The sequence below is a fragment of the Actinokineospora sp. UTMC 2448 genome (assembly GCF_024760565.1).
In the GTDB taxonomy this organism is placed as follows: Bacteria; Actinomycetota; Actinomycetes; order Mycobacteriales; family Pseudonocardiaceae; genus Actinokineospora; species Actinokineospora fastidiosa.
Window position 1 is genome coordinate 408,930 of sequence record NZ_CP031087.1, and the last position, 25,061, is coordinate 433,990.

Annotated in this window: 24 protein-coding genes and 1 tRNA gene; 12 read left to right on the forward strand and 13 right to left on the reverse strand. The window is 70.7% G+C overall.

Translation table 11 applies throughout. The annotated features are described in order from the left end of the window. Positions 1-30: 30 nt before the first annotated feature. From Actkin_RS32530 to Actkin_RS02115, 13 genes are all read right to left on the reverse strand, one after another. A complete protein-coding gene (locus Actkin_RS32530) occupies positions 31-1,944 on the reverse strand; it encodes a cellulase family glycosylhydrolase (RefSeq protein ID WP_309569103.1) in 1,914 nt (637 codons plus the stop codon). Between the two features lie 82 nt (positions 1,945-2,026). Next, complete coding sequence (locus tag Actkin_RS02060; RefSeq protein ID WP_258905653.1) at positions 2,027-3,586, reverse strand: polyamine aminopropyltransferase; 1,560 nt, start codon at positions 3,584-3,586, stop codon at positions 2,027-2,029. Continuing rightward, positions 3,583-4,005, reverse strand: coding sequence for a DUF350 domain-containing protein (locus Actkin_RS02065; protein WP_189208684.1), 423 nt, complete (start codon positions 4,003-4,005; stop codon positions 3,583-3,585). Before Actkin_RS02065 ends, Actkin_RS02060 begins: the two co-directional genes overlap by 4 nt. A gap of 6 nt (positions 4,006-4,011) precedes the next feature. Beyond that, positions 4,012-4,734, reverse strand: coding sequence for a hypothetical protein (locus Actkin_RS02070; protein ID WP_258905654.1), 723 nt, complete (start codon positions 4,732-4,734; stop codon positions 4,012-4,014). After that, positions 4,731-5,168 (reverse strand): DUF4247 domain-containing protein, encoded by a 438-nt coding sequence (locus Actkin_RS02075; RefSeq protein WP_258905655.1) that lies wholly within the window; start codon positions 5,166-5,168, stop codon positions 4,731-4,733. The genes Actkin_RS02070 and Actkin_RS02075 overlap by 4 nt, the downstream gene beginning before the upstream one ends. Further along, positions 5,165-5,767: a DUF4178 domain-containing protein gene (locus Actkin_RS02080; RefSeq protein ID WP_258905656.1), complete on the reverse strand. Its 603-nt coding sequence runs from the start codon at positions 5,765-5,767 to the stop codon at positions 5,165-5,167. The genes Actkin_RS02075 and Actkin_RS02080 overlap by 4 nt, the downstream gene beginning before the upstream one ends. A gap of 116 nt (positions 5,768-5,883) precedes the next feature. Continuing rightward, positions 5,884-6,642 carry an ESX secretion-associated protein EspG gene (locus Actkin_RS02085; protein ID WP_258905657.1) on the reverse strand — a complete coding sequence of 253 codons (759 nt, stop codon included), beginning with the start codon at positions 6,640-6,642 and terminating at the stop codon, positions 5,884-5,886. Positions 6,643-6,645: 3 nt separating this feature from the next. Then, the gene (locus tag Actkin_RS02090) at positions 6,646-7,941 is read right to left on the reverse strand and encodes a hypothetical protein (RefSeq protein WP_258905658.1); all 1,296 of its coding nucleotides are present in this window, start codon (positions 7,939-7,941) and stop codon (positions 6,646-6,648) included. Positions 7,942-7,944: 3 nt separating this feature from the next. Further along, positions 7,945-8,565, reverse strand: coding sequence for a DUF3558 domain-containing protein (locus Actkin_RS02095; RefSeq protein ID WP_189208678.1), 621 nt, complete (start codon positions 8,563-8,565; stop codon positions 7,945-7,947). 6 nt (positions 8,566-8,571) lie between these two features. After that, complete coding sequence (locus tag Actkin_RS02100) at positions 8,572-9,042, reverse strand: hypothetical protein (RefSeq protein ID WP_189208677.1); 471 nt, start codon at positions 9,040-9,042, stop codon at positions 8,572-8,574. Positions 9,043-9,121: 79 nt separating this feature from the next. Next, positions 9,122-11,650, reverse strand: a complete 2,529-nt coding sequence (otsB, locus tag Actkin_RS02105; protein ID WP_258905660.1) for a trehalose-phosphatase — start codon at positions 11,648-11,650, stop codon at positions 9,122-9,124. A gap of 37 nt (positions 11,651-11,687) precedes the next feature. After that, positions 11,688-13,118: an alpha,alpha-trehalose-phosphate synthase (UDP-forming) gene (locus Actkin_RS02110; protein ID WP_189208675.1), complete on the reverse strand. Its 1,431-nt coding sequence runs from the start codon at positions 13,116-13,118 to the stop codon at positions 11,688-11,690. 103 nt (positions 13,119-13,221) lie between these two features. Continuing rightward, positions 13,222-14,601 carry a threonine/serine exporter family protein gene (locus tag Actkin_RS02115; protein WP_189210005.1) on the reverse strand — a complete coding sequence of 460 codons (1,380 nt, stop codon included), beginning with the start codon at positions 14,599-14,601 and terminating at the stop codon, positions 13,222-13,224. A gap of 171 nt (positions 14,602-14,772) precedes the next feature. On the opposite strand from Actkin_RS02115, the gene Actkin_RS02120 reads away from it, so the two are divergent. The 12 genes from Actkin_RS02120 (at position 14,773) to thpD (ending at position 25,018) form a co-directional block, all read left to right on the forward strand. Beyond that, positions 14,773-14,848, forward strand: a tRNA-Thr gene (locus tag Actkin_RS02120). A gap of 502 nt (positions 14,849-15,350) precedes the next feature. Next, positions 15,351-15,545 (forward strand): DUF1918 domain-containing protein, encoded by a 195-nt coding sequence (locus Actkin_RS02125; RefSeq protein WP_189208674.1) that lies wholly within the window; start codon positions 15,351-15,353, stop codon positions 15,543-15,545. Between the two features lie 31 nt (positions 15,546-15,576). Then, positions 15,577-16,299, forward strand: a complete 723-nt coding sequence (locus Actkin_RS02130) for a PP2C family protein-serine/threonine phosphatase (RefSeq protein WP_258905661.1) — start codon at positions 15,577-15,579, stop codon at positions 16,297-16,299. Between the two features lie 48 nt (positions 16,300-16,347). Further along, entirely contained in the window at positions 16,348-17,295 is a 948-nt protein-coding gene (locus Actkin_RS02135; RefSeq protein ID WP_258905662.1) for a methionyl-tRNA formyltransferase, read from the forward strand. Positions 17,296-17,380: 85 nt separating this feature from the next. Further along, complete coding sequence (locus Actkin_RS02140; RefSeq protein ID WP_229786508.1) at positions 17,381-18,697, forward strand: lysine N(6)-hydroxylase/L-ornithine N(5)-oxygenase family protein; 1,317 nt, start codon at positions 17,381-17,383, stop codon at positions 18,695-18,697. A gap of 10 nt (positions 18,698-18,707) precedes the next feature. Then, the gene (locus Actkin_RS02145; RefSeq protein WP_258905663.1) at positions 18,708-19,490 is read left to right on the forward strand and encodes a PIG-L family deacetylase; all 783 of its coding nucleotides are present in this window, start codon (positions 18,708-18,710) and stop codon (positions 19,488-19,490) included. Between the two features lie 128 nt (positions 19,491-19,618). Then, positions 19,619-20,509, forward strand: a complete 891-nt coding sequence (locus Actkin_RS02150) for an Abi-alpha family protein (protein ID WP_258905664.1) — start codon at positions 19,619-19,621, stop codon at positions 20,507-20,509. A gap of 50 nt (positions 20,510-20,559) precedes the next feature. Next, positions 20,560-21,756, forward strand: coding sequence for a DUF445 domain-containing protein (locus Actkin_RS02155; protein ID WP_258907834.1), 1,197 nt, complete (start codon positions 20,560-20,562; stop codon positions 21,754-21,756). 132 nt (positions 21,757-21,888) lie between these two features. Next, positions 21,889-22,392 (forward strand): diaminobutyrate acetyltransferase, encoded by a 504-nt coding sequence (gene ectA / locus Actkin_RS02160; RefSeq protein ID WP_189208669.1) that lies wholly within the window; start codon positions 21,889-21,891, stop codon positions 22,390-22,392. A gap of 45 nt (positions 22,393-22,437) precedes the next feature. Further along, positions 22,438-23,694, forward strand: a complete 1,257-nt coding sequence (ectB, locus tag Actkin_RS02165) for a diaminobutyrate--2-oxoglutarate transaminase (protein WP_258905665.1) — start codon at positions 22,438-22,440, stop codon at positions 23,692-23,694. Then, positions 23,691-24,089, forward strand: coding sequence for an ectoine synthase (locus Actkin_RS02170; RefSeq protein ID WP_189208667.1), 399 nt, complete (start codon positions 23,691-23,693; stop codon positions 24,087-24,089). The genes ectB and Actkin_RS02170 overlap by 4 nt, the downstream gene beginning before the upstream one ends. A 29-nt stretch (positions 24,090-24,118) precedes the next feature. Next, positions 24,119-25,018, forward strand: a complete 900-nt coding sequence (gene thpD, locus Actkin_RS02175) for an ectoine hydroxylase (RefSeq protein ID WP_258905668.1) — start codon at positions 24,119-24,121, stop codon at positions 25,016-25,018. The last annotated feature ends 43 nt before the right edge of the window (positions 25,019-25,061 follow it).

Here is a 25,061-nt window from a genome sequence, read left to right on the forward strand (position 1 = left end):
CCCGGGAATCGCCGGGGCCCCTTGGTCCTGTCAGCTCCCCGTGCAGCCGGCCACCGTCACGCCCGCGGCCTGGCCGGTGCCGACGAAGCCGAAGGTCGTGCTCGCCGACGCGCCCAGCGCGCCGTTGTGCGCGGCGTTGGTGACCCGGCTGCCGGTCAGCGTGCCGTTCCACAGGCTGCTGATCGCGCTGCCCGACGCCACCGCGAGGTCCACCGTCCACCCGCGGATCGCTGTGGCCCCGGTGTTGGCGACGGTCACCTCCGCCTGGAACCCGCCCTGCCAGCTGTTGACCGCGCGCAGCGTCGCGGTGCAGCCCGACGACCCGCTGCCGCCCGAGGAGGTGCGTGCCGACAGCGCCGCGGACGCCGCCGACACGTTGCCCGCCGCGTCACGCGCCCGGACGGTGTAGCTGTAGGCGGTGTTCGCGGTCAGTCCACTGTCCGTGTAGGACGTTCCCGCGACGGTCGCGACCCGGGTCGTTCCACGGTAGACCTCATACCCGGAAACGCCCACATTGTCCGTCGAAGCGTTCCAGGACAGGGAAATGGACGACGAGGTGACCGCGCCAGCGGTAAGTCCACTCGGGACAGAAGGGGCCGTCGTGTCGACCGGGCCGCTGCCGGAGTAGCGCTCGCCCAGGCTGATCCCGGTCGTGCTGCCCGCGCCGCCGAGGCGCACCTGGTGGTCGAGGCTGACGAACTTGCCGTTGTGCTGCCACAGGGCGGGCTTCAGCAGGGCGTACTTCTGCTCGTCCCACGTGCGCCAGTCGTCCAGCAGCAGGCCGCCGGTGTCGCCGGAGTTCGGGTTGAGCACCCAGAACGTCTGGTGCAGGCCCTCGTCGACGATCAGGTCGCGCAGCGCGGTCATCCAGCGGTCCTGGCGCTCGTCCTGGCCGAGGCGCCCGCCCCACTCGCCGATCAGCAGCGGCGCGATCTCCTGCTCGTGGATGTAGAGCCAGTTCGGCCCCCACACGTCGACGATCAGCGACTCCTTGTCGAACGGCTTCTGGAACCACGGCTGGTCGAACACCAGCGGCCCGTAGTCGTGCGGGGAGTACACCAGCTGGTCCTGGTTCGCGCCCAGGTTCACCGGGTGCTCGGCGACGCCGCGCAGGTTCCCGCCCCACCAGGTGTAGAAGTAGTTCGGCGAGAGGTCGGGGTCGGTGTTCGGCGAGCTCCAGGTCTCACCCGGCCTCGGGTAGACCTCCACGCCCTCGCACAGGATCAGCACCTTCGGGTTGATCGCCAGGATGCGCTTGCCCGCGGTCTCGCAGACGTGCTTGAAGTTGTCGGCGTCGGTCGTGGAGTCCCACTTGGCGCGCGGCGGCTGCGTCGGCGTGCCGTGCGGCTCGTTCTTGACGTCCATCGCGACGACGGTGTCGTTGTCCTTGTACCGCGCGGTGACCCACTCCCACGCCTGGTAGAAGTCCTCCGTCGTGATCGAGCCCTTCCACCACACCGGGTGGATGTGGCCGGAGTTGTCGGCCTCGGCGCTGTGCACGTCGATCATGACCTTCATGCCGAAGCGCTCGCACAGCTCCAGGAAGTAGTCGAACACCTGGAGGTTGTTCTTGCCCGCCAGCTCCGGGTTGGCGTAGGTGTTGACGTTCGGGGTCGCCGTCTGCCCCGCCTTCCACTCCAGCAGCAGCTGGGTGGAGATCGGGATGCGGACGATGTTGATGCCCCGGTCGGCCATCGCCTTGCTGATCTCGGTGATATTGCCCGACCACAGCCCGTGGAACACCCGCTCGGTGGCGTTGAACCCGAACCAGTTGGCGCCGGTGAGCCACACCTGGTTGCCCGCCTCGTCGACGATGCGGTTGCCCTCCACGTGCAGCCAGTCCTGCTCCGGCGCCGCCGCGGTGGCCGCCGGACCCGCGGAGACGGTCGCCAGCACTGTCGCGGCGGCGGCCAGCAGGGCGGCCGCGGTACTTCTGACCTTCATGGGACCTCGATCGCTGGGGAGTTATGGGAGCGCTCCCAATCGCCAGCCGAGTGTAGGAGCCCGCGTGACCGCGAGGCAATACTCAGTAGTTGGTCCACTCCTGGCGCGAGTAGCGCAGGATCACCGGGTCCATCAGCGTCGACGCCCGCACGTCGGCGGGGGCGCGCCGGTCCGGCGGGAAGACGGCGGCCGCGGCCAGCGTCCGCTCGTCCAGCGAGCGCAGCGGCAGGTCCGGCAGCCGCAGCGCGGGCGCGGTCCGGGCGGCCAGGTGGAAGCCCCACTCGCCGAAGGACGGCACCGTCACCTGGTAGGCGGTGGTGGACAGGCCCGTGGCGCGCAGCGACTCCTCGATGCACCAGTACGCGTGCGGGGCGAAGAACGGCGAGCCGGACTGCACCACGATCCGCCCGTCGTCGGCGAGGGCCTGCGCGACCATGCCGTAGAACTCGATGGAGTAGAGCTTCGCCGTCGCGGTGGAGTCCGGGTCGGGCATGTCGACCACGATGACGTCGAAGTCGGCGGTCACCGAGCGCAGCCAGGTGAAGGCGTCCTCGGCGCGGACGGTGACGCGCGGGTCGTCGAAGGCGCTGCCGTTGGCCGCGACGAGGCGGGCGTCCGTGCGGGCCAGCTCGATCATCGCCGGGTCCAGCTCGACCAGCGTCACCGAGGAGACGTCCGGGTACCGCAGGATCTCGCGCAGGGCCAGGCCGTCGCCGCCGCCGAGGACCAGCACCCGCGAGTGCGGCCCCGCCATCGCCGGGTGCACCAGCGCCTCGTGGTAGCGGTACTCGTCGACGGAGCTGAACTGCAGGTCCCCGTTGAGGAACAGCCGCACGTCCCGGTTGCCCGACAGCGAGACCGACTCGGTGATCACGATGTCCTGGTACGGCGTCCGCTCCGCGTGCACGACCGGGTCGGCGTAGAGCGCCTGGCGGGCCGTGACCTCGAAGTCCTCGGCCAGGACGTAGGCGCCGCCCAGCACCCCGAAGACCGCGACCGCGCCGCCGATCAGCGCCGCCTTGCCGCGCACGCCGATCTCACCGCGGAACACGGTCAGCACCAGCCCGAGCCCGGCCAGGGCGTTGACGATCCCGACCACCAGCGCGCCCTCGATCTGCCCGAACACCGGCAGCAGCACGAACGGGAACGCCAGCCCGCCCAGCAGCGCGCCCACGTAGTCGGCGGCGAACAGGTCGGCCACCGCCGAGCCCGCCGCCTGCGCCCTGATCCGCTGCAGCAGCTCCATGAGCAGCGGGATCTCCGCGCCGATGAGGACACCGAGGATGAGCGCCATCGCGATCAGCGCGGGCGTGTAAAGGCTCAACCACGCGAACGCCGCGTACAGCAGCAACACGCTCAGCCCGCCCAGCAGGGCGAGGATCAGCTCGATGAAGGCGAACGAGATCGCCGCCCGCCGCTGCAGCGGCTTGGCGAGCAGGGCGCCGATCCCCATCGCGAAGACCATCAGCGACAGCACGATCGACGCCTGGCCGACGGTGTCGCCGATCAGATAGCTGCCCAGCGCGACCAGGGCGAGCTCGTACACCAGACCGCAGGCGGCGCAGATGAAGACCGTCGCCAGCAGCGCCACCCGGGCCGGGCGGGCGCGCCGGACGGGCGCCCCGCCCGCGGGCTCGCTCACGTGATCGCGGCGGCGATCACCACGGCGACGACGAGGTGTGCCACCGCCGACACCCACACGCCGGGGTGGTGCTCCTCGGCGCAGATGACCTCGCCGAGCTTCCCGGGCGTTAGCACGTCGATGATGATGAACGACAGCGCCATGATCGCCAGGCCGAGCAGGCCGTAGACGGCGGTGTTCGCCAGGCCGGTGCCCAGGTCGTCGGCGCTGGTCAGGATGGCCGTGGTGAGGATGACGCCGATGCCGAGCAGGCCCGAGCACAGCAGGATCGAGGCGTTGCGGTTGCGCTCGGTCCAGATCAGGTCGGCCAGCTTGCCCGGCGTGGCCACGTCGACCAGGACGTAGCCCAGGGCCATCAGCACCAGGCCCGCACCCGCGTAGGCCAGGGTGCCGAGCAGACCGGTCAGCAGTTCGGACACGGGTGGTTACCTCGCTTCTTTCCCGCGCTTGCGGATGATCAGGCCGATGATGAGGCAGAGCAGGGCGATTCCGCCGATGATGCCCAGCGCGATCAGCGCGCCGGTGTGGTTGCCGACGAAGTCCGACCCGGGGCGGCCGATCGGGGTGGGCTGCGCCGCGTCGGCCGGGGTGGCGGGCAGCGCGTGCGCCGCGCCCTCCTCCACCATGAGCAGCGGCAGCGACAGCACGCCGAGGCCGGTGGTGGCCGCCGGGTCGTTCAGCGCGGCGTCGCGGGTGACGCCCATGCGCTCCAGGTCGCCGGAGTAGGGGTGCTTGCCGGTGAGGCTGTCGGAGGAGTCCACGTCGATCGCGGCGGAGTCCTCCGACTCGCTGCTCGCGCTGGTGTACTCGACGCCGACCTGCAGGATCACCCAGTCGTCGCACTCGCGCGCGGAGACGTTCGCGCCGCGGCTGGAGCCCATGCTGACGACGTCCTCGGGCCGCGTCGAGTAGGTCGACGAGGACAGCTCCCACCCGTAGCAGATGCCGTGCGCCTTCTCGGCCTCGGCGAGCCGGGCGGCGAGGTCGGCGGTCTCCTGCGCGGTCGGCGGGGGCACGCTCGTGTCGTTGTCGCTGGAGTCGAAGCCGCCCTCGCCCGCGATGATGGCCAGCACGATGCCGACGAGGATCACGCCGGTGATGATCCAGCCCGCGGCCCCGCCCTTCTTGGTCTGCTGCTGGGTGCTCACTTGCCCGCCCCCGGTCCCCGGCCGCGGAAGGACTCGCCGTGCCCGGACGTCCAGCCCCAATACCCGCTGACGTGCGAGTGGTAGCGGCGGTAGGCGCGGTCGACGTCGTCGACGCGGATGACGCTGCCGCCGTTGTGCGGGCGGACCAACACCATGTCATCGTTGTAGCGCAGGTACACCCCGCTGGCGTCGGCGTACTGCGACACCGGCTTCCACGCGCCGACGATGGCCGCGGTGACCGCGCTGGGCGCCTCAGTCGTGGTGTAGGCGATCTCCTCGTCCTGGTCGAGGGTCGCCGCGCGGGTGTAGGTGTTGTCCACGTAGTCGCGCACGGACGTGCCGCGGGCGAACATGGTGATCGCGATGATCCCGGCGATCGCGGCGAAGATGCCCGCGATCCAGAACCAGGTCCTGGGTTTGGTCTTGGTGCTCATCCGTTGGCCGCCGGGAAGATCTTGACGTCGTATGTGGACAGCTTCTCGCCCGTGGCCGCCTCCCAGGGGGCGTCGCCGTAGGACTCGAAGGAGAGGAGCCGGTCGCGGCTCTTGTAGTCGTGGTAGCGGACGGAACCGTCCTTGAGGCCGGTGGTCGCCTCGGTGGTGTAGGTCGCCGTGCCCTTCTCGTCAGACCGGTACTCGACGCCGTCGAGGGTGAGGGTCTTGGGGCCAGGCTGCAGCTCGGTGTCGATCTCGGTCCACGCCACCAGGATCAGGTCTGGGTCCTCCTCGACGGAGAGCCAGACCCGCTCCTCGGTCGCGGTCTCCAGCAGGTGCTCCGACCAGGTCCAGCCGCCCTCGTCGCAGCGCACGGAGCCGCGCACCGAGTACGAGACGCCGCGCAGCTCGACCAGGTCGCCCGCCTTGAGGGAGCGCGGATCGCCGTAGACGGCGTGGTGGTCGGAATCGGCGAACGGGTCCTGCGGGGCCGGGACCGCCGGTGGACGCTGCTGCCGTTTGCGCACCACGAGCCCCGCTATGAGCGCGCCGATGGCCGCGGCCACCACGATCAGCAGGACGATGCCGAGCCCGTCCACTTGCGACCCCCTACCCGATTGGCTGAACCAGCCGACACGGTAGGGGATGGACCCGCGGGTCGTGAGAGGAGTGTCCTAATTGCGACCAAGGGAACACGCACGGCGGCGCGGCGTGTTCAGCGCGTCGTCAGGCCGCGGTGCATCTCGTAAAGCCGCTGCGCGAGCGCCCGCCGGTCGGCGGGTCCGACGAGTACGCGGTCGCCGGGCAGCGCCAGGTTCAGGTACCGGCCCTGCACCGTGTCGGCGTAGCGCAGCGGCGCGGGCACCTTGTGCCTGCGGCCCGCGCTGTCGCGCACGGCCGTGAACAGCTGCCCGCCGCCGGTCGTCGGCAGCTCGGTGATGCGCTGGACCTCCCGCACCTGCGGCGGGGCCTGCCGGGTGCCGACGCCGGTCGCCGTGCGCTGCCGCCCGCCCGCGGCGCTGCGCACGTCCTCGCCGAACACCGTGATCACCTGCCCGCGTCCCGGCGGCACCTCCGGCGTCTGCGCGACCAGCGCCTCCGCCGGGGCCTCCGGGTTCACCGGCGTGATCGAGACAACGCCGTCGTCGTTCCTGACCAGCACGGCGGTGCGCCCGGTCACCGCGACCAGGACGCCCACCGTCCGCTTCGCCTGGCTGATCCACCCGTAGAACTCCGCCCGAGGCGTGCACAGCATGGCCAGCACGGCGAGCATGTCCGCGTCGACCCGCCCGCGCTGGTCTATGCCACCGGCGCGGGCGAGCTCGTCGCGGGCCATCTGCTCGGCCCTGCGCTCCTCGTCCCGGGGAAACCACAGGGCCTCCGGCGAGATGGTGAGGTGCAGCTGTCCCAGCCCCTCAGCCTTCACCGTCCTGGCGACGGTGTTGACCGACAGCTTGAGCGGCCTGTCCAGCACCTACTACTCCCCAATCACCGGCGGGGCCGTCATCTGGTCGGTCCCGAACAGGCTGTCCGGGTCGTCTTCCACGAGGAACGACGCGCGCGTGTGCTCCTCGTCCTCGCCACCCTGGCCGCGGGCGCCGCCCGCGCCGCCGCCCATCGGCGCGCCGCCACGGCCACCGGCGCCGCCTGCGCCCATGCCGCCAGCGCCCATGCCACCGGCGCCGCCCGCGCCGCCGAAGCCGCCCCGGCCCGCGCCGCGCGCCTCCTCGGCGCCGCCGCCCATGCCCGCGCCGAATCCGGCGGGACCGCCGCGCAGGCCGCTGGAGCCGCCGAGCCCGGGCCCGCCGGGGCCGCGGGTGGCGGGGTTGCCACCGGGACCGCCGCCCGGGATGCCCGGGGGCCGACCGCCGGGGAAGCCCGGCGGACGCCCGCCCGGCCCGTTCGGTCCGCGCCCGTTCGGCGGGTTCTGCCCCGGCCCGCCCGGCGGGTACGGCCCGGGGTACGGGCCCGGGTAAGGACCGGGTCCGGGCGTCGGGCCGGGGCCGGGCTGGTAGGGCCCGGGGCCGCCCGGCGGGTAGGGCCCGCCGCCGCCGCCGATCGGCGGCTGGTAGCCGCTGGGGTTGGTCGGGTCGTAGCCGCTCGGGTTCGTCGGCGGCCTGCCGCCGGTGTCCCAGCTGCCCCCGTTGTCGTCCGGGTTCCCGCTCGGCGGCGTCACGTTCTGCCGGTCGTCGCCGCCCCCGTCACCGTCGCCGTCGTCGCCACCGCCGGGCTTGTTGATAGTGATCTGGGAGTTGTCGGGCTGCATCTGCCCGTACTGCGTGGGCATGTTCTCGCCGTTGTGGAGCGACGCGCTCTCGTAGGCCTGCATGACCTTGACGTTGTTCTCATTGGCCGCGCGGTTGGCCTCGACCTGCTGCTCGTAGTCGTCGCCCGCCCCGCCGAGGCTCCACACGTTGTCCCAGAACCCCGGCTCCTCCGGCACGTTCGGGATCGGCTGCACCGAGCTCTTGGCCTGGTCGTAGGACTCCACCTGCCGGTGCGTCAGATCCTGCACGTTGTGCAGCTCCGGCTGCGCCAACTCGTGCTCCACCGCCAACGGCCCCGCACCCCGCTGAGCCGCCCCGGCCGAAGGCCCCTCCCAGATCGCCTCCATGTCGATGGTCAGCGACCGGATCTCCGACGCCAACAGGTCGTACTCCTGCTTGGCGGAATCGACCTTCGTCGCCGCCTGGCTCAGCTCCTGCCCACCCCGACCGTTGACGAAGTTGTCGTAGATCGCCTGGCCGGACATGCACTGCATCTGGAACGACATGGCTCAGCCCCCGTTCTTCAGGGTGTCGACGACTGCCGCGGCGACTTCCTTGACCTGGTCACACGCGGTCTTCGGCTCCGCCCGCCTGCTGAAAACCGAGAAATGAAGCTGATCCGTCACACCGACCGAGATGGTGCAGTAACCACGTGACCGGTTGTCGCTGGCGTGCTGGTAGACGGCCGGGTAGCCGTTCACGGTCGTGGGCTCCCAGTACTCCCACTGCCCCTGCTCCTGACCTCGGTAAAGGTCAGCCAACCCGTTCTTGTTGGGAACGATGTACGACACCACGAAGGTGACGAGGTCCGGCGTCTTCCACAGGCAGGAGGGATCGGTGTCCTCCGGGTCCGAGCCGAACGCCTCGAGGTTCCCCAGAGCACGCTGCTGGTCGGCGGTCAGTGAGCTGCAGGGATCTTTGAGCTGTTTCGTCGCGTCCAGAGGATTCTCGACGGAGGGCGCTCCATAGCGGTCGTTCTCGGCCGTCGTCGTGGTCGACCCGCTCGTGGGGCGGGGATTGGTCGTCGTTTCTCGATCACCGCCAGGGGTCGGAGTTCCGCTCTCGCTGCAGGCGCTGAGTCCGATCACGCAGAGGGCGGCGACGGCTGCTCCGATGAACCGAGTGGGCATGGTCGGTCAAGCTCCCGAGTTGTTGACGGTGGCGGTGTTCTCGCTTTCGGTACCGGCGTAGTCCGCGCGGGCAGCCTTCAGTTTCTCGATGTAGCCCTTGGCGTAGTCGGACATCACGATGTTGTGGTCCAACGCGGCCTGGAGGCTGGCCTTGGTCCTCTCAGCCTCGAAGTTGCTGGGCGCGTCTTCGGCAGGAGGGAGAACGTGTGCGAGTGCGTCGTCGAGCTTGCTACCGCCCTCATCGATCTTCACCAGGATGCTTTCCCAGCGCGCGATCAGGGCGTCGAGTTCGGCGAGGCTGGAGATGGCGAAGCGGCCGCCTTCGCCGCCGCCGCCGGAGGAGTACATGGCCGTGGCCGCGGGACCGAGGAACGGCAGGTTCTCCAACACGGTGATCATGTTGACCTGCTGGTCGATCTGGTCGCCCGCGGCGGGCGGCTGGTCGGTCGTTGGCTCGGTACCGGTCCCATCCGGCATGGGTGCCTCCCCGTCAAACACCTGTATCCGCCCGACAGGGTACCGATCGGGCGGATCAGGCATGGGCCGAATGGGGAAATCAGGCGGACAGGAGTTGCGCGCACCTGATCAGGCCCAGGTGGGAGTACGCCTGGGGGTGGTTGCCCAGCGACCGTTCGGCCACCGGGTCGTACTCCTCGGGGAGCAGGCCGGTGGGTCCGGCGGCGTCGACGATCTGGGCGAAGAGGTCCTCGGCCTCCGTGCGCCTGCCGGTGAGCAGGTAGGCCTCGATCATCCAGGCCGCGCACAGGTGGAAGCCGCCCTCGTCGCCGGGCAGGCCGTCGTCGCGGTGGTAGCGGTAGACCGTGGACCCGCTGCGCAGCTCGGCCTCGGTGGCGGTCACCGTGGCCTGGAAGCGCTCGTCGGCGGGGTCGATCAGGCCGACCATGCCGATCAGCAGGGTCGCCGCGTCGAGGTCGGTGCCGTCATAGGCGGTGGTGAACGAGCGGACCTCGTCGTTCCACCCGTTGGTCAGCACGTCGGTGGCGATCTCGTCGCGCAGCGGCTCCCAGGTGGGATCGATGGCGCGGCCGTGGGTCTTGCCCAGCTTGAGCGCGCGGTCGATCGTCAGCCAGCACATCACCTTGGAGTACACGTGGTGGCGCGGCCGGTGCCGCTCCTCCCAGATGCCGTGGTCGGGCTCGTGCCAGCGCCGGGCCACCGCCTCGGCCATGGCGCAGACCATGCGCCAGTCGTCATCGGTCAGCGAGCCCCGCACTTCGGACAGCGCGGCCACCAGGTCGACGACCGGCCCGAACACGTCCAGCTGGACCTGCTGGTTGGCGAGGTTGCCCACGCGGACGGGACGCGAGCCCGCGTACCCGGGCAGCGTGTCGATCACGGCCTCGGGCGGCAGCGTCGTGCCCGCGATCGTGTAGAGCGGGTGCAGCCGCTCCGGGCCGGGCAGCGTCGCCAGCACCGCGTGCAGCCAGCGCAGGAACGCCTCGGCCTCGGCCGTGGACCCCAGCGAGACCAACGCCTTCGCCGTCATCGACGCGTCGCGCAGCCAGCAGTACCGGTAGTCCCAGTTGCGGATCCCGCCGATCTCCTCCGGCAGCGACGTCGTCGCCGCGGCCATGATCGCGCCGGTCTCCTCGTGGCAGAGCCCGCGCAGGGTCAGCGCGGAGCGGGCCACCAGGTCCTTCTCGACCTGCGGCAGCACGAGCGTGTCGAGCCAGTTGGACCAGTACGTCCCGGCGACGGCCTTGCGCTCCTCCAGCGGGACCGGGTTGGGCGCGAGGTCGTCGGTGCCGCAGCGCAGCTCGAACACCACCGGCGCGTCCGAGGTCAGCTCGACCCGCGCGCGGGCGGTGTCGTGCATGCCGTCGGAGACGATCTCCCAGCGCACGCCGGGCGAGCGCAGCGCGATCGGGTCGCCGGTGCCCTGCACCAGCAGCCCGTCGGCGCGCGCCTCCAGCCGCACCTGCACCTGCCCGAACTCCGGGCGCGGCGCGAACTCGACCAGCGCGGTCGCGTTGCCGGTGAGCACCCGGGTCATGTCGGTGCGGAACGGGTCGGCGTCGTTGTCGAGGAAGTCCGTGACCAGCAGCCCCGACCAGCGGGTCTCCACGGTCATCGTGCCCGGCAGGTACCGCTGGCCGAGCGGGAGGCCGCCGCGCTCGGGCGAGACGCTGAAGTGCCCGGCGCCCGGCCCGCCCAGCAGGTCGGCGAACACCGACGCCGAGTCCGGCTCGGGGTGGCACAGCCAGGTCAGCCGCGCGTCCGGCGTCACCAGGGCGACGGAGCGCTCGTTGGCCAGCATCGTCAGCCGCTCGATCGGCACGGCCTGCTCGCCGTACAGCCACGCGCGGCGCTCCTCGAGCAGGAACGCCAGGACGGTCGCCACCGTCGTCGGGTTGTCGATGCGGTACCCGGCGAGCGACACGCCCTCGCCGACCTTGATGCCCAGGTCGGGCCCGCTGATCCGGGCGAACGCCTTCTCGTCGGTCACGTCGTCGCCGACGAAGACGGTCGCCGTCGCGCCCGCCTGGTGGCGCAGGACGTCCAGGGCGTGGCCCTTGTCGGTCTGCAGGACGGCCAGCTCGATGACGGCCTTGCCCTCGGTGACGTGCACGCCGTCCCAAGTGCACGGGCCCTTCCGGACGGCGTCCAGCACGCGCGCGGCCACGTCCGGATCGGCCCGGCGCACGTGCACGGCGATGCTCGCGGGCTTGATCTCCAGCTGCACGCCCGGCTCGCCCTCGACCAGGATCGCCAGGTCGGCCTCCAGCCGCCGGTGCAGGCGCCGGGCGTCGGCGTCGATCGCGTGCACGAAGCCCACGTCGAACTCCGAGCCGTGCGAGCCGACGAGGTGGACCTCCGACGGCAGCCGCGACAGCGTGGCCAGGTCGCGCAGGGCGCGCCCGGAGATGACCGCGGCCGTGGTCTCGTGCAGCCCGGCCAGCGCCCGCAGCGCGTGCACCGACTCCGGCAGCGGCCGCGCGTTCTCGGGGTCCTCGACGATGGGCGCGAGCGTGCCGTCGTAGTCGCAGGCGACCAGCAGGCGCGGAGTGCGGGCGATCTGCACGATCGCACGCCGCAACTCGGCGGGCAGGGCCTCGGCGGTCAACGCCTTCTCCTTGGGGATGTGCGGGGGCGGGCTCTGTCTAATGGTTGCTGTCGGGATCCAACGCGTCCAGGAACGAGCGAGCCCAACGGTCGACGTCGTGGGTCAGCACCTGACGCCTCAGAGCGCGCATCCTACGGCGACCCTCCGCTGGATCGATCGTGAGGGCAGCGTGCATGGCGTTCTTCACCCCGTCAAGATCGTGCGGATTGACGAGGAATGAACTTGTCAGCTCGGCAGCAGCGCCCGCGAACTCGCTGAGCACGAGTGCGCCCCCGAGGTCGTGCCTGCACGCCACGTACTCCTTGCAGACCAGGTTCATGCCGTCGCGCAGCGGCGTGACGAGCATGACGTCGGCGGCGGAGAAGAACGCGGCCAGCTCGGCGCGGTCGACCGACTGGTGCAGGTAGTGCACGACCGGGTGCCCCACCCGCCCGAACTCGCCGTTGATCCGGCTGACGGTCAGCTCGATCTCGTCACGCATCCGCTGGTAGTGCTCCACCCGCTCGCGGCTGGGCGTGGCCAGCTGGATCATCACGACCTCGGTCGGGTCGACCCGGCCCTCGGTGAGCAGCTCGCGCAGCGCGTTGAGCCGCAGGTCGATGCCCTTGGTGTAGTCGAGTCGGTCGACGCCGAGCATCACCTTCTTGGGATTGCCCAGGTCGGCGCGGATCTGCTGGGCGCGGTTGACGGTCTCCTTTTTGCGGGCGACCGCGTCGAGGCCCGCGGAATCGATCGAGATGGGGAACGCGCCCACCCGCACGGCCCGGTCGCCGACCTGGATGACACCGGGTCGCGTCCGCACGCCGACCGCGCCCCGGGTCGGTTCCAGGCCCAGCAGCCGCCGGGCCAGCCAGAGGAAGTTCTGCGCGCCGCCGGGCCGGTGGAAGCCGACGAGGTCGGCGCCGAGCAGCCCGCGCACGATCTCCGCGCGCCACGGCAGCTGCATGAACAGCTCGGTGGGCGGGAACGGGATGTGCAGGAAGAACCCGATCCGCAGGTCGGGACGCTGGTCGCGGAGCATCGCCGGGACCAGCTGCAGCTGGTAGTCCTGGATCCAGACGGTCGCGCCCGGCGCCGCCGCCTTCGCGCACGCGTCGGCGAAGCGGTGGTTGACCTTGACGTAGGCGTCCCACCAGGCCCGGTCGAACACCGGCGGGGCGACGACGTCGTGGTAGAGCGGCCAGAGCGTGCCGTTGGAGAAGCCCTCGTAGTAGTCGCGGACCTCGGTGCCGGTGAGCGTGACCGGGCGCAGGGCCAGGCCGTCCTCCTCGAAGTCGTCCACCTCGGCGTCGGCGACGCCGGGCCAGCCCACCCAGGCGCCCTTGTGATTGCGGAGGAAGGGCTCCAGGGCGCTGACCAGCCCGCCGGGACTGTGCTTCCAGCGGGTGGTGCCGTCGGGGAGGCGCTCCAGGTCCACCGGCAGACGGTTGGCCACGACTATGAAGTCCGAGCCGTTTCTGCTGCTCACGAGCGGTTGCCTCCTCGTAGTTGCCCTGATTCGAGGCTAACCAGGGTTGGCCGTGCCCGCGTCCTGCGTCCGGTGGGGATGGGGGGTGGCACCGCTCACGTTTCTATTCCAGCCGCCGTCGCGTGGGGCGCAGCGGCCCGGACATCCTCGGTCCGGCGATCTTGCGCTCCAGCCTGCTCAGGCCCGTTCGCACTGGTTGGGCCAGGAATTCGCCGAGCACCACGCCCGCGGCGAGGGCGAGCGCGATGGCCGCGGCGGTCATCAGGGTGGGGATGCCCGCGGTCGTCTTGGCGATGGCCAGTTCGTAGAGCGCGCGGTAGGTGGTCAGGCCGGGCAGCAGCGGGACCATCCCGGAGACGGCGATGACCAGCGGCGGCATCCGCAGCCGCCGGGCGATGAGCCCGCCTGCGAACCCGACGGCGACGGCCGCGCCCGCCGACGCGGTGATCGCGCCCGCCCCGCCGAGGGCGAGGGCGCCGAACCCGGCCGCGCCGAGCCCGCCAGCGGCGCTGGCGATGAACAGCGCCTTGGGCGTGGCGTAACTGGCCAGCGCGAAGCAGCCCGCCGCGGCCGCCCCGGCGAGCGCCTGCACGGGCAGTCGCAGCGCTGTTTGCGGGAGCGGATCGGCCAGCGGTTGATAGGGGAACCCGAGGGCGACGGAGATGTTCAGCGCGAGGACGACACCGGCGATGAGCCCGGCGGTCATCAGCGAGACCTCCATGGCCCGGCCCGCGGCGGTGACGTTGTAACCGGAGATGGCGTCCTGCACGGTGGCGACGACGGACAGCCCGGAAAGCAGGACCGTGATCGCGGCGCCGACGAGGACCGTGGGCCGTACGGACGGGAGCATCCCGCTGGACAGCAGCGCGAGCGCGCCGCCCGTGGCGAGCAGGCCGCCCGCGAGCTGTTGGAAGAAGAACGGCAGCGCGCGCCGGTTGAGAATCCGGCCGACCCGGTCGACGACGGCGGTGATCAGCGCGGCCCATCCGGCCATGTCCCACTGGCCGCCGATGAGGATGGTGACCGCGGCGGCCATCCCCGCCCAGGCCAGCGTGGCCACCCACCGGGGGTAGGGGTGGTCGGCGTTGACGATCCGGTCCAACTCGGTGTGCGCGTCCTTGAGCGCGACCCGGCCCGCGGTGATGTCGCGGACGAGCGTCTCCAGGTGCGCGAGCCGGGTGTAGTCCAGGCTCCGCGAGCGGACGACCCTCAGCGAGGTCACCGGGGACATCTCGGTGCCCCGGTGGCAGGCGACGGTGATCGAGGTGAAGATGACGTCGACCTCGCAGTGCGGCAGCCCGTAGGCGCTGGTGACGGCCATGATCGTCGCCGTGACGTCGGCCGCCCCCGCCCCCGATGCCATCTGCACGTCCCCGACCCGCAGCGCGAGATCGAGAACGACGTTGACGGTCCGGTCATCCGGCAACTCCGGCCCGTGCACCGCCCCCCACCTGGGCGGTTCCGCCTTCGTCTGCCACCACATCCCATTCGCCCGCCCCCGCTGAGCGAACCACACGCCTACCACCTCCTACCCGGATTGATCGGATGACCCCACCAACATGTTGCAGTGGCCGCCCTCACCGTCTGGGAATCCCCCGGTAGGCGCAACCGCGCAGCCTTTAGGATGACCCCGGCGCACCACCCCGGCGCCGAGGCCGGCATAGCTCAATTGGCAGAGCACTCGCCTTGTAAGCGAAAGGTTGCGGGTTCAAGTCCCGCTGCCGGCTCCATCTACCTGCGGATACGTCGCGATGGCTAGCAAGATCCACTGACGGCGTGAATGCCTGCGAAGTCTCTGGCGGGCGGTGGACTCACGCCTGCCGGTCCGGAGGCGGCGCCATGCCTGGGGGACGAGGAAGTTCCCGGGCCACTCTGCGGGGGTCGTGGTCACAGAGGTTTCTTGGGCACTTGCCCACCTGGTGATACCAGGCGTGGCGATGGCCGAGTCCGTAGACCCAACCGATGAGGAAGTCGGCTCGCATCAGGCGCTTCAGCCACCAGGGCCTGCTCGGGCACCATTGGAAGCGTGGTTGCGGTCCCGGTCGCCCAGCCTTGATCACGCCCATTGTGGACCTCCTCTTCCTCAGGGTAGGAGCCCTGCGATGGCGCCACGGTGAAGGTGACCGGTGGTGGTCGGTGACCGCTCGACCGGGCAGGTTGGTTCGCGCTGACCTCGCGCTCGGGGGGCGGACGGGGAATACTCGGGGCGTCGCCTACCGGAAGGGGTTTGCCGTGCACGCCCGATCTGGAGACCGGCTGGTGGTCCACGGCAAGGTTGTGGGCAGCCACGACCGTGTGCTCGAAATCGTCGAGGTCATGGGGCCCGATGGCGCCCCGCCCTACCGGGTGCGGGATGACGCGGGGCACGAGACGATCATGCAGCCGGGGGCGGACTGTGTCGTGCAGCCGCGTCAGGCGAGCGACTAACGGTCCGTTGCCTGCTGACGATCACCCGGGTATGGGGGACATGATCCGCGCGGGGGCGGCCACCGACGTCGGGGTCGTCCGGGCCGGTAACGAGGACTCGCACCTCGTCGCCGACGGGGTCTACGTGGTGGCCGACGGGATGGGCGGGCACGCGGCGGGCGAGGTGGCCAGCGAGGTGGCCGTCGCGGTGGCCAAGGGGCTCGTCGGGCGGACCGTGAAGCCCGAGGACGTGCGGGCGGCCGTGCTGGAGGCCAACGCCGCCGTCCTGGCCGCGGCCCGGCGCGACCCGGTGCACCGCGGGATGGGCACCACCCTCACCGGGCTCTGCCTGGCCGACTTCCGGGGAACGCCGCACTGGGTCGTGTTCAACGTCGGCGACTCGCGCGTCTACCGGCACGTCGACGGCACGCTCACCCAGCTCACCACCGACCACACCGAGCTCGCCGAGTTGGTGCAGGCGGGTGACATCAGCCCGGAGGAGGCCGTCGGCCACCCCCTCGGCAACGTCCTCACCCGCGCCATCGGCATGACGCCGGCGCCCGAGCCCGACCTCGACGTCTTCCCGGTGGCCCCGCCCGAGCGGTTCCTCATCTGCTCCGACGGCCTGACCCTGGAGGTCCCCGAGACGGCGATCGCCGGTGTGCTGGCCGACACCGACGACCCGGGCGCGGCAGCGGAACGCCTGGTCACGATGGCCGTGGACGCTGGCGGGCGGGACAACGTGACCGCCGTCGTTGTGGACCTGCGGCGCTGAGGCGTTAACCTCAGGCTAGGTAACCCTTACCTAACTGAGGAGAGGCTAATGCGGGTCGTCATGTTCGGCTTCCAGACCTGGGGGCACCGCACGCTCCACGCCTTGCTCGAGTCGGAGCACGACGTGGTCCTCGTCGTGACCCACCCGCGCGGGGAGGGCGCCTACGAGCGCATCTGGGCCGACTCCGTGGAGGACCTCGCGCGCGAGAACGGCATCCCCGTCCTCATCCGCGAGAAGGCCGACGACGACGACCTCGTGCTGGCCCTCAAGGAAGCCGAGCCGGACGTGATCGTCGCCACGAACTGGCGCACCTGGATCCCGCCGCGGGTGTTCGGCTTCCCGCCGAAGGGCACCCTCAACGTCCACGACTCGCTGCTGCCCGCCTACGCGGGCTTCTCCCCGCTCATCTGGGCGCTGATCAACGGCGAGAAGGAGGTCGGCGTCACCGCCCACATGATGGACGAGACGCTCGACGCCGGAGACATCGTCGCGCAGGAGGCCGTCGAGGTCGGGCCGAGGGACACCACAAAGGACCTGTTCGACAAGACGCTCCCGCTCTTCGGCAAGCTCACCGTCGAGGGATTGGCGCGAATCGCCAAGGGCGACAAGGACTTCATCCGCCAGGACCGGAGCAAGGCCAGCTTCTTCCACAAGCGCGCCGAGGAGGACCTGCGCATCGATTGGACGTGGGAGGCCGAGGAGCTCGACCGGCTCGTGCGCGCGCAGTGCGCGCCGTACCCCAGCGCGTTCACCTACCACCGGGGGCGCAGGCTGGAAATCGTGGAAGCCCAGGTGTCCCAAGCGGTCTACGGCGGCACGCCCGGCCGGATCTTCTACCGCGAGGGCGACGGCGTCGCGATCGTCGCGGGCGCGCAGGCGCGGCGCGGGCGCAGCAAGGCCTTGCTGGTCACCAAAGTCCGGACGGACGAGGGCGTTGAGCTGACCGCGCACGAGTACTTCACCCGCATGGGCGGATACCTGACCGCCCGGCCGTAGGCGAGAGACGCAGACCACTCCCGAGGGCTGCTTGATTAGGTTAGCCTTACCTCCGTTCCGCTCCTTGATCGCGACGGAGGACAACGTGACCACTGAGGTGTACGACCTGGTCGGAATCGGGTTCGGCCCGTCCAACCTCGCCTTGGCGGTCGCCGTCGACGAGCACAACCGGCGCCACCCGGAGCGCGCGCTGCGGACGCTGTTCTGTGAGCGACAGGCGCGTTTCGGATGGCACCGGGGGATGCTCATCCCCGACGCCACGATGCAGGTGTCGTTCCTCAAGGACCTGGTCACGATGCGCGACCCGGCCAGCGACTTCAGCTTCCTGTGCTACCTGCGCGACCGCAGCCGCCTGGTCGACTTCATCAACCACAAGACGATGTTCCCGCTGCGCACGGAGTTCCACGACTACTTCGAGTGGGCCGCCGCGCGCGTGGCCGACCAGGTCCGCTACGGCGTCGAGGTCATCTCCGTGCGTCCGATCGAGATCGACGGCGAGGTCGCCTACTTCGACGTGGTGGCCGCGCCTGCGGGCGAGGACGCGGTGATCTCCCTGCGCGCCCGCAATCTCGCGGTCGCCACGGGTCTGCGGCCCGTGCTGCCGGAGGACGCCGAGACCTCCGACCGCGTGTGGCACAACATCGAGCTGATGCACCGCATCGACTCCCTCGACGGCGCGGGCCGCGTGCTCGTCGTCGGTGCGGGCCAGAGCGGCGCGGAAACGGTGGCACAGCTGCATTCCGCGCTGCCCGACACCGCGGTCACCGCCGTCTTCGCCAAGTACGGCTACACGCCCGCCGACGACAGCCCGTTCGCCAACCGCATCTTCGACCCCGCCGCGGTCGACGACTTCCACGGCGCGAGCCCGGAGGTCAAGGGCCTGCTCATGGCCTACCACCGCAACACCAACTACTCCGTGGTCGACCTCGACCTCATCGAGGAGCTGTACCGGCGCGAGTACCGGGAGAAGGTCGCGGGCGTGCGGCGGCTGGACATCCGCTCGGCGTCGCGGCTGCGGTTCGTGCGCGAGACCGACGAGGCCGTCTACGCCGCCGTTGAACACCTTCCGAGCGGTGAGGTCGAGACGCTGCGCTGCGACGCGGTGGTCTATGCCACCGGGTACCGGCCCGGCGACGTGTTCGAGCTGCTGGGCCGCGCGGGCGCGGTCTGCGAGCGCGACGCGGCGGGGCTGCCGGTGGTCGAGCGGGACCACCGCGTGCGCACCGCGGAGAACGTCACCGCGGGCATCTACCTGCAGGGCGGGACCGAGCACAGCCACGGGCTCACGTCCACGCTGCTGTCGAACACCGCGGTGCGCGTCGGGGAGATCCTGGAGTCCGTGCTGGCCGGGGCGTCTCGCTCAGAGCGAACGTCCGTGCGGACTGTCGGTGCCCCCGCGTAACTTCGGCCGCATGGCGACCCTTGTCACCTTCCACGCCCACCCGGACGACGAATGCATCGCCTGCGGGGGCATCATGCGCAAAGCCGCCGACGCCGGTCACCGCGTCGTGCTGGTGGTCGCGACCAGGGGAGAGGTCGGCGAGGTCCCGGACGGCTTCCTCGACCCGGGCGAGCAGCTGTGGGAGCGGCGCGTGGCCGAGACCCACGCCGCCGCCGAGATCCTGGGCGTGTCGCGCGTGGAGTTCCTCGGCTACCGCGACTCCGGCATGGTCGACACCGCCGACAACGACCACCCGGCCGCGTTCTGGCGCGCCGACGTCGAGGACGCCGCCCGCAAGCTCGCCGACATCCTGATCGACGAGAAGGCCGACGTCCTCACCGTCTACGACGACTTCGGCGGCTACGGCCACCCCGACCACATCCAGGTCCACCGCGTCGGCTACCGCGCCGCCGAGCTCGCGGGCACGCCCCGGGTGTACGAGGCGACGATGAACCGCGACCAGATCCAGGCCGACGCCGCCGCCGCGCGGGAGAACGGCGAGGCCGACTGGGGCCCGCCGGAGGACATGGAGGTCGGCAAGCCGGAGGCGGAGCTGACCGCGGCGGTCGACGTCACCGCGTACCTCTCGGTCAAGCGCGCCGCGATGCGCGCGCACGCCAGCCAGATCGCGGAGGACTCGTTCTTCCTGGCCATGCCGGACGAGCAGTTCGCCAGGGCCTTCGGCACCGAGTGGTTCATCCGCCGCGACGGCGGCCCCGGCATCACCGAGACGGACCTGATGGCGGGCCTGTAGGCACCGCGCTGCCGAGGCCGCTGGGGGTGGCCTCGGCGGCGCCGCCGTCGGCAGGGCCTGCGTGACCTGCGGTTACTTCGCTCGTTGTGGTACACCAGTACTCCCGTCGTCGGCAGAGGGTGGTGGCCATGGACCAGCGGCGTGCCCTGCCTCCCGCCGACGGGCCCGACCCGGCCGCGGGGCTGGGGCGGGTGCTCGGCAGGCTCTACCGGGGCGGCTGGGAGGTGGCCCGACTGCTGCCCGGCGGCGACGCCGTCGAACGGCGGGTGCGTCGGATCGAGCAGGGCGTGGTCGACGAGGTCCGCAAGCGCCTGGACGGGCCCGACCCGCTCGGCGGCGGGGCCGAGTCCGCGCTGGACCGATCGCGCGCCGAGGTCGACGACCTGGCGGGCGGCGTCGACCGCCTGCCCGGCGGCACGGCCTATCGAGGGCGTCGGGCGAGCGACCGTTCCGACAGCGCCCACCGATCCCGCGGCAGCACGCCCTATCGACCCCGTGGCGGCCTGTCCTCCCCGGCGCGCGGTGCGGGGGAGCCGTTGCGGGCGGCCATGGCCGAGCTGCTGGAGCGCTCGGTCACCGACAGCCGCGACGCCGCTCGTGAGCACTACTTCGCGCTCGTCATGCGGCAGCTGCTGCCCGACGAGGCGCGCATCATCTCCGCGTTGTCCGACGGTTCCGTCTTCCCGCTGGTGCACCTCGTCGCCCGCACCGGGATCGCGGCGCCGCACCGGTACCTGCTGGAGAACGCCTCCACCGTCGGGAGGGCCGCGGGGGTCGTCGCGCCCGGGTTGGTGCCCTTCTACGTGACGCGGCTGCTGCGGTTCGGCCTCGCCGAGATCGGCGACGAGGTCCCGGCCCTGAACACCCAGTACGAGCTCCTGCTCACCGACGAGCGCGTCCGCGCGCTGGACGTCGGCAGGCTCGGCCCGCGCGTGATCCGGCTCTCGCTGCACGTCTCGGAGCTGGGCGCCCAGTTCTGGGCGGCGAGCGACCCGTCGGCGCGCGGGGCAGGCCGGTGATCGGGGAGATCCTGCGCGACTTCGCCGTCAACTGGCCCGTCTACGCCTCCATGCCGGTCATCGCCGCGCTCATCGGGTACGGCACCAAGCTCGTCGCCATCCGGATGATGTTCCAGCCCGTCGAGTTCGCAGGCATCCGGATCAGGGGCAGGCCGGTGCTGGGCTGGCAGGGCATCGTCCCCCGCCGCGCCGCGCGGATGGCGGCGATCGCCTGCGACACGATGACCGACCGGCTGATCTCCGCCGGGGAGGTGGTGCACAGGCTCGACGCGGAGCGCATCGTCAAGGAGATCGAGAAACCGCTGCTCGCAGGCGTCGAGGAGATCGCGCGGGAGATCGCCGCCGAGTACCGGCACGGGCTCTGGGAGTCCCTGCCGGACGCCGTGCGCAGGCGGATCATCCGGCGCGTGCAGGACGACGCCCCTGCGGTCGTGCGCGAGCTGCTTGACCAGGTGAAAGAGGACGTCGACAGCGTCTTCGACCTCAAGGACATGGTCGTCACCAACCTGGTCAAGGACAAGGAGTTGCTCAACCGGATCTTCCGGCACGCGGGCCGCAAGGAGTTCCGGTTCATCGCGCACTCCGGCATCTACTTCGGCTTCCTCATCGGGCTCGTGCAGATGGTGGCGTGGGCGACGCTGAAGAACCCCTGGGTGATGCCCATCTTCGGCGGGCTGACCGGCTGGTTCACCGACTGGCTCGCGCTCAAGATGATCTTCAACCCGAAGCGGCCCACCCGCTACCTCGGCGTCTTCGAGTGGCAGGGCCTGTTCCTCAAGCGCCGCGCCGAGGTCGCCACCGACTACGGCGAGCTCATCGCCAGGGAGATCATCACCCCGAGGAACGTCATCGAGGCCGTGCTGCGCGGCCCGCTGGCCGACCGGCTGTTCGCGCTGATCGCCCGGCAGGTGCGCCAGGTGCTCGACCGCCAGGCCGGGCCGGTGCGCCCGCTGGTCGTGCTGGCCGTGGGCAGCGGCCGCTACCGCGAGATCAAGGACTCCATCGCCGAGAAGGTGATCCAGCGCCTGCCCGAGACGTTGGCCTACATCGAGGACTACGCCGCCGACGCCATGGACATCCGCAACACCCTCGTCGCCAAGATGCGGGAGCTGACGGAGGAGGAGTTCGAGGCGCTGATCCGCCCGGCCTTCGAGCAGGACGAGTGGATCCTCATCGCCGTCGGCGCCGCGCTCGGCTTCGGCGTCGGCGAGTTGCAGGTGTTCCTCGTCGAGCACCTCAGTCGTTAGCACAGGCCCGACGAGACCGGCAACCGTACTGTTGTACTCCTCACCGGGGTTTCTGCGTCTGCGCAGGTGAGGCGGGGTGCGCGAAATGTCAGAACCGGTAGTCGCAGTATGACCCTGTTACGTTGCCTTGGTATGTCCGGAAAGCACCTGATCGAAAAGCCGTCCACCCGCGACGGCTCCGTCATGTGGCGAATCGCGCGGGATTCCGGGAAGCTGGACCTGAACTCCTCCTATGCGTATCTGCTGTGGTGCCGCGATTTCGCGGACACCTCCGCCGTGGTGCGCGTCGACGGGGCCGTCGTGGGATTCGTCATCGGATTCATCCGCCCCGCCGACCCCGAGACCGTCGTGGTCTGGCAGATTGCCGTCGATGACTCCCAGCGCGGCAAGGGTCTGGCCGGGAAGCTGCTCGACCACCTGGTCGAGCGCCTCGCCGAGCGCGGCGTGCGGTACCTGGAGACGACGATCACCCCGGACAACGCCGCGTCGATCGCGCTGTTCGACGGCCTGGCCCGGCGCAGGGGAGCGCGCCGCGAGGCCACCGCGCTGTTCGCGGCCGACGCGTTCCCGGACGACCACGACCGCGAGGACCTGCACCGGATCGGCCCCCTGCTGCCCGTGGCCGTATCCGCGTGACGAGTCAGCCGGAACAGCCCTGCCGAAACCCTGGATGGTGAGCGAATGAACGTGTTCGAGACGACCGAATCCGAGGTACGCAGCTACTGCCGCAGTTGGCCGGTCGTGTTCGACCGCGCTGTCGGCGCCCACATGTACGACGAGTCCGGACGCGAATACCTGGATTTCTTCGCAGGCGCCGGAGCGCTCAACTACGGGCACAACAACCCGGTGTTGAAACAGGCCGTCATCGACTACATGATGGCTGACCGGGTCACCCACTCGCTGGACATGAACACGGTGGCCAAACGCGAATTCCTGGAGACCTTCCGGGACATCGCGCTGGCCCCGCGCGACCTCGACTACAAGATCATGTTCCCCGGCCCGGCTGGCGCCAACGCCGTCGAGGCCGCGCTGAAGCTGGCCCGCAAGATCACCGGCCGCCAGTCGGTCATCAACTTCACCAACGCCTTCCACGGCATGACGCTGGGCGCGCTGTCGGTCACCGGCAATTCGATGAAGCGCGGCGGCGCGGGTATCCCGCTGGTGCACGCCACCCCGATGCCCTACGACAACTACCTCGACGGCAAGGTCGAGGACTTCCTGTGGTTCGAGCGGCTGCTCGGCGACAGCGGCAGCGGCCTCAACGAGCCCGCCGCGGTGATCGTGGAGACGGTGCAGGGCGAGGGCGGCATCAACGTCGCGCGCGCGGAGTGGCTGCGCGGCCTCGCCGACCTGTGCAAGCGGCACGGGATGCTGCTCATCGTCGACGACGTGCAGATGGGCTGCGGGCGCACCGGCCCGTTCTTCAGCTTCGAGCAGGCCGGGATCGTGCCCGACATCGTCTGCCTGTCGAAGTCGATCGGCGGCATGGGCATGCCGCTGGCGCTGACCCTGCTGCGGCCCGAGCTCGACGTGTGGGAGCCCGGCGAGCACAACGGCACCTTCCGCGGCATCAACCCGGCCTTCGTCGCCTCCACCGCCGCGCTGCGCGAGTACTGGACCGACGACACGCTGGAGAAGGGCACCCTGGCCAAGGGCGAGCAGATCGGCCGCGTGCTGGACGACCTCGCCGAGGCCCACGGGCTCAAGGCCAAGGGCCGCGGCCTGGCCAGGGGCCTGCAGTTCGCCGACGGCGACACCGCGGGCGCGGTCTGCCGGGCCGCCTTCGAGCGCGGCCTGCTGATGGAGACGGCAGGCCCCGAGGGCGAGGTGGCCAAGCTGATGCCGCCGCTCACCGTCACCGAGGACGAGGTCGAGCAGGGCCTGTCCGTGGTCACCGAGGCCGTGCACACGGTGCTTGGGAAGGAGAAGAACGCATGATCGTCCGAACCCTGGACGAGATCACCGACACCGACCGCGACGTCAAGACGCCGAACTGGCGCAGCAAGCGGATCATCCTCGCAGGCGACGGGGTCGGGTTCTCGCTGCACGAGACCGTCCTCGAGGGCGGCACGGTCAACGACTTCTGGTACGCCAACCACGTCGAGGCCGTCTTCGTCGTCGAGGGCGATGGCGAGCTGCTCGACAAGGAGACCGGCGAGACCTACCGGCTCGCGCCCGGGTCGATGTACCTGCTCGACGGGCACGAGCACCACCAGCTCCGCCCCAGGACCAGGATGCGCACCGTGTGCGTGTTCAACCCCCCGGTGACCGGCCGCGAGGTGCACGACGAGAACGGCGTGTACCCCCTGATCGTCGAGCCCACCGCTTCCTGACACCTGAGGACCCCAAGGAGGACAGACGCATGACGCTGACCGACGTAAGGACCGAGGACCGCTACCGCACGCGCACTGCCGACCCGGTGGACCTGATCGAGCGCGCCGAGCCCACGGTGTGGGCGGGCGTGGACGGTCCGCTGGACGCGGCGACGCTGGCCGCCCACGACGCGCGCGGCTACTCGCAGTACCCGGGGCTGCTCAGCCCGGCCGAGGTGCGGGCCTACCTCGACGAGCTGACCCGCCTCGCCAGCGACGAGAAGCTCAAGGCCGACGAGCGCACGATCGTGGAGAAGGAGTCGGCGGAGGTCCGCTCGATCTTCGAGGTGCACAAGATCAGCGACCTGATCGCCGAGCTCGTGCGCGACCCCAGGGTGCTCGACCGGGCGCGGCAGATCCTCGGCTCGGAGGTCTACGTGCACCAGAGCCGGGTCAACTACATGCCCGGTTTCAAGGGCAAGGGCTTCTACTGGCACTCCGATTTCGAGACCTGGCACGCCGAGGACGGCATGCCGCTGCCGCGCGCGGTGTCGATGTCGATCGCGCTGACCGACAACTACCCGTTCAACGGCGGCCTGATGGTGATGCCGGGTTCGCAGCGCACTTTCGTGCCGTGCGTCGGGGAAACCCCGGCCGACCACTACAAGGCCTCGCTCAAGGAGCAGGAGATCGGCGTGCCCAGCCGCGAGCACATCACCCAGCTCGCCGCGACGTACGGGATCGACCAGTTCACCGGGCCCGCGGGCTCGGCGCTGATGTTCGACTCGAACATCATGCACGGCTCGGGCAACAACATCACGCCGTTCCCGAGGTCGAACATCTTCGTGGTGTTCAACAGCGTCGAGAACTCCCTTGTGGAGCCCTACGCCGCGCCGTCGCCCCGACCGGGCTTCATCGCGGCCCGGACGTTCACCCCGCTTTCCCGCTAACCAGGAGTTAATGAGCGTTTACGCCATCCGGGTAGGGGATTCG

Coding starts and splice junctions, on each gene's coding strand:
- Actkin_RS02135 (WP_258905662.1), top strand. CDS start 16,348: ATGCGGGTCGTCATGTTCGGCTTCCAGACCTGGGGGCACCGCACGCTC.
- thpD (WP_258905668.1), top strand. CDS start 24,119: ATGACGCTGACCGACGTAAGGACCGAGGACCGCTACCGCACGCGCACT.
- Actkin_RS02155 (WP_258907834.1), top strand. CDS start 20,560: ATGCCGGTCATCGCCGCGCTCATCGGGTACGGCACCAAGCTCGTCGCC.
- Actkin_RS02095 (WP_189208678.1), bottom strand. CDS start 8,565: ATGCCCACTCGGTTCATCGGAGCAGCCGTCGCCGCCCTCTGCGTGATC.
- Actkin_RS02100 (WP_189208677.1), bottom strand. CDS start 9,042: ATGCCGGATGGGACCGGTACCGAGCCAACGACCGACCAGCCGCCCGCC.
- Actkin_RS02170 (WP_189208667.1), top strand. CDS start 23,691: ATGATCGTCCGAACCCTGGACGAGATCACCGACACCGACCGCGACGTC.
- Actkin_RS32530 (WP_309569103.1), bottom strand. CDS start 1,944: ATGAAGGTCAGAAGTACCGCGGCCGCCCTGCTGGCCGCCGCCGCGACA.
- Actkin_RS02130 (WP_258905661.1), top strand. CDS start 15,577: ATGGGGGACATGATCCGCGCGGGGGCGGCCACCGACGTCGGGGTCGTC.
- ectA (WP_189208669.1), top strand. CDS start 21,889: ATGTCCGGAAAGCACCTGATCGAAAAGCCGTCCACCCGCGACGGCTCC.
- Actkin_RS02115 (WP_189210005.1), bottom strand. CDS start 14,601: ATGTGGTGGCAGACGAAGGCGGAACCGCCCAGGTGGGGGGCGGTGCAC.
- Actkin_RS02145 (WP_258905663.1), top strand. CDS start 18,708: ATGGCGACCCTTGTCACCTTCCACGCCCACCCGGACGACGAATGCATC.
- ectB (WP_258905665.1), top strand. CDS start 22,438: ATGAACGTGTTCGAGACGACCGAATCCGAGGTACGCAGCTACTGCCGC.
- Actkin_RS02075 (WP_258905655.1), bottom strand. CDS start 5,168: ATGAGCACCAAGACCAAACCCAGGACCTGGTTCTGGATCGCGGGCATC.
- Actkin_RS02090 (WP_258905658.1), bottom strand. CDS start 7,941: ATGTCGTTCCAGATGCAGTGCATGTCCGGCCAGGCGATCTACGACAAC.
- Actkin_RS02150 (WP_258905664.1), top strand. CDS start 19,619: ATGGACCAGCGGCGTGCCCTGCCTCCCGCCGACGGGCCCGACCCGGCC.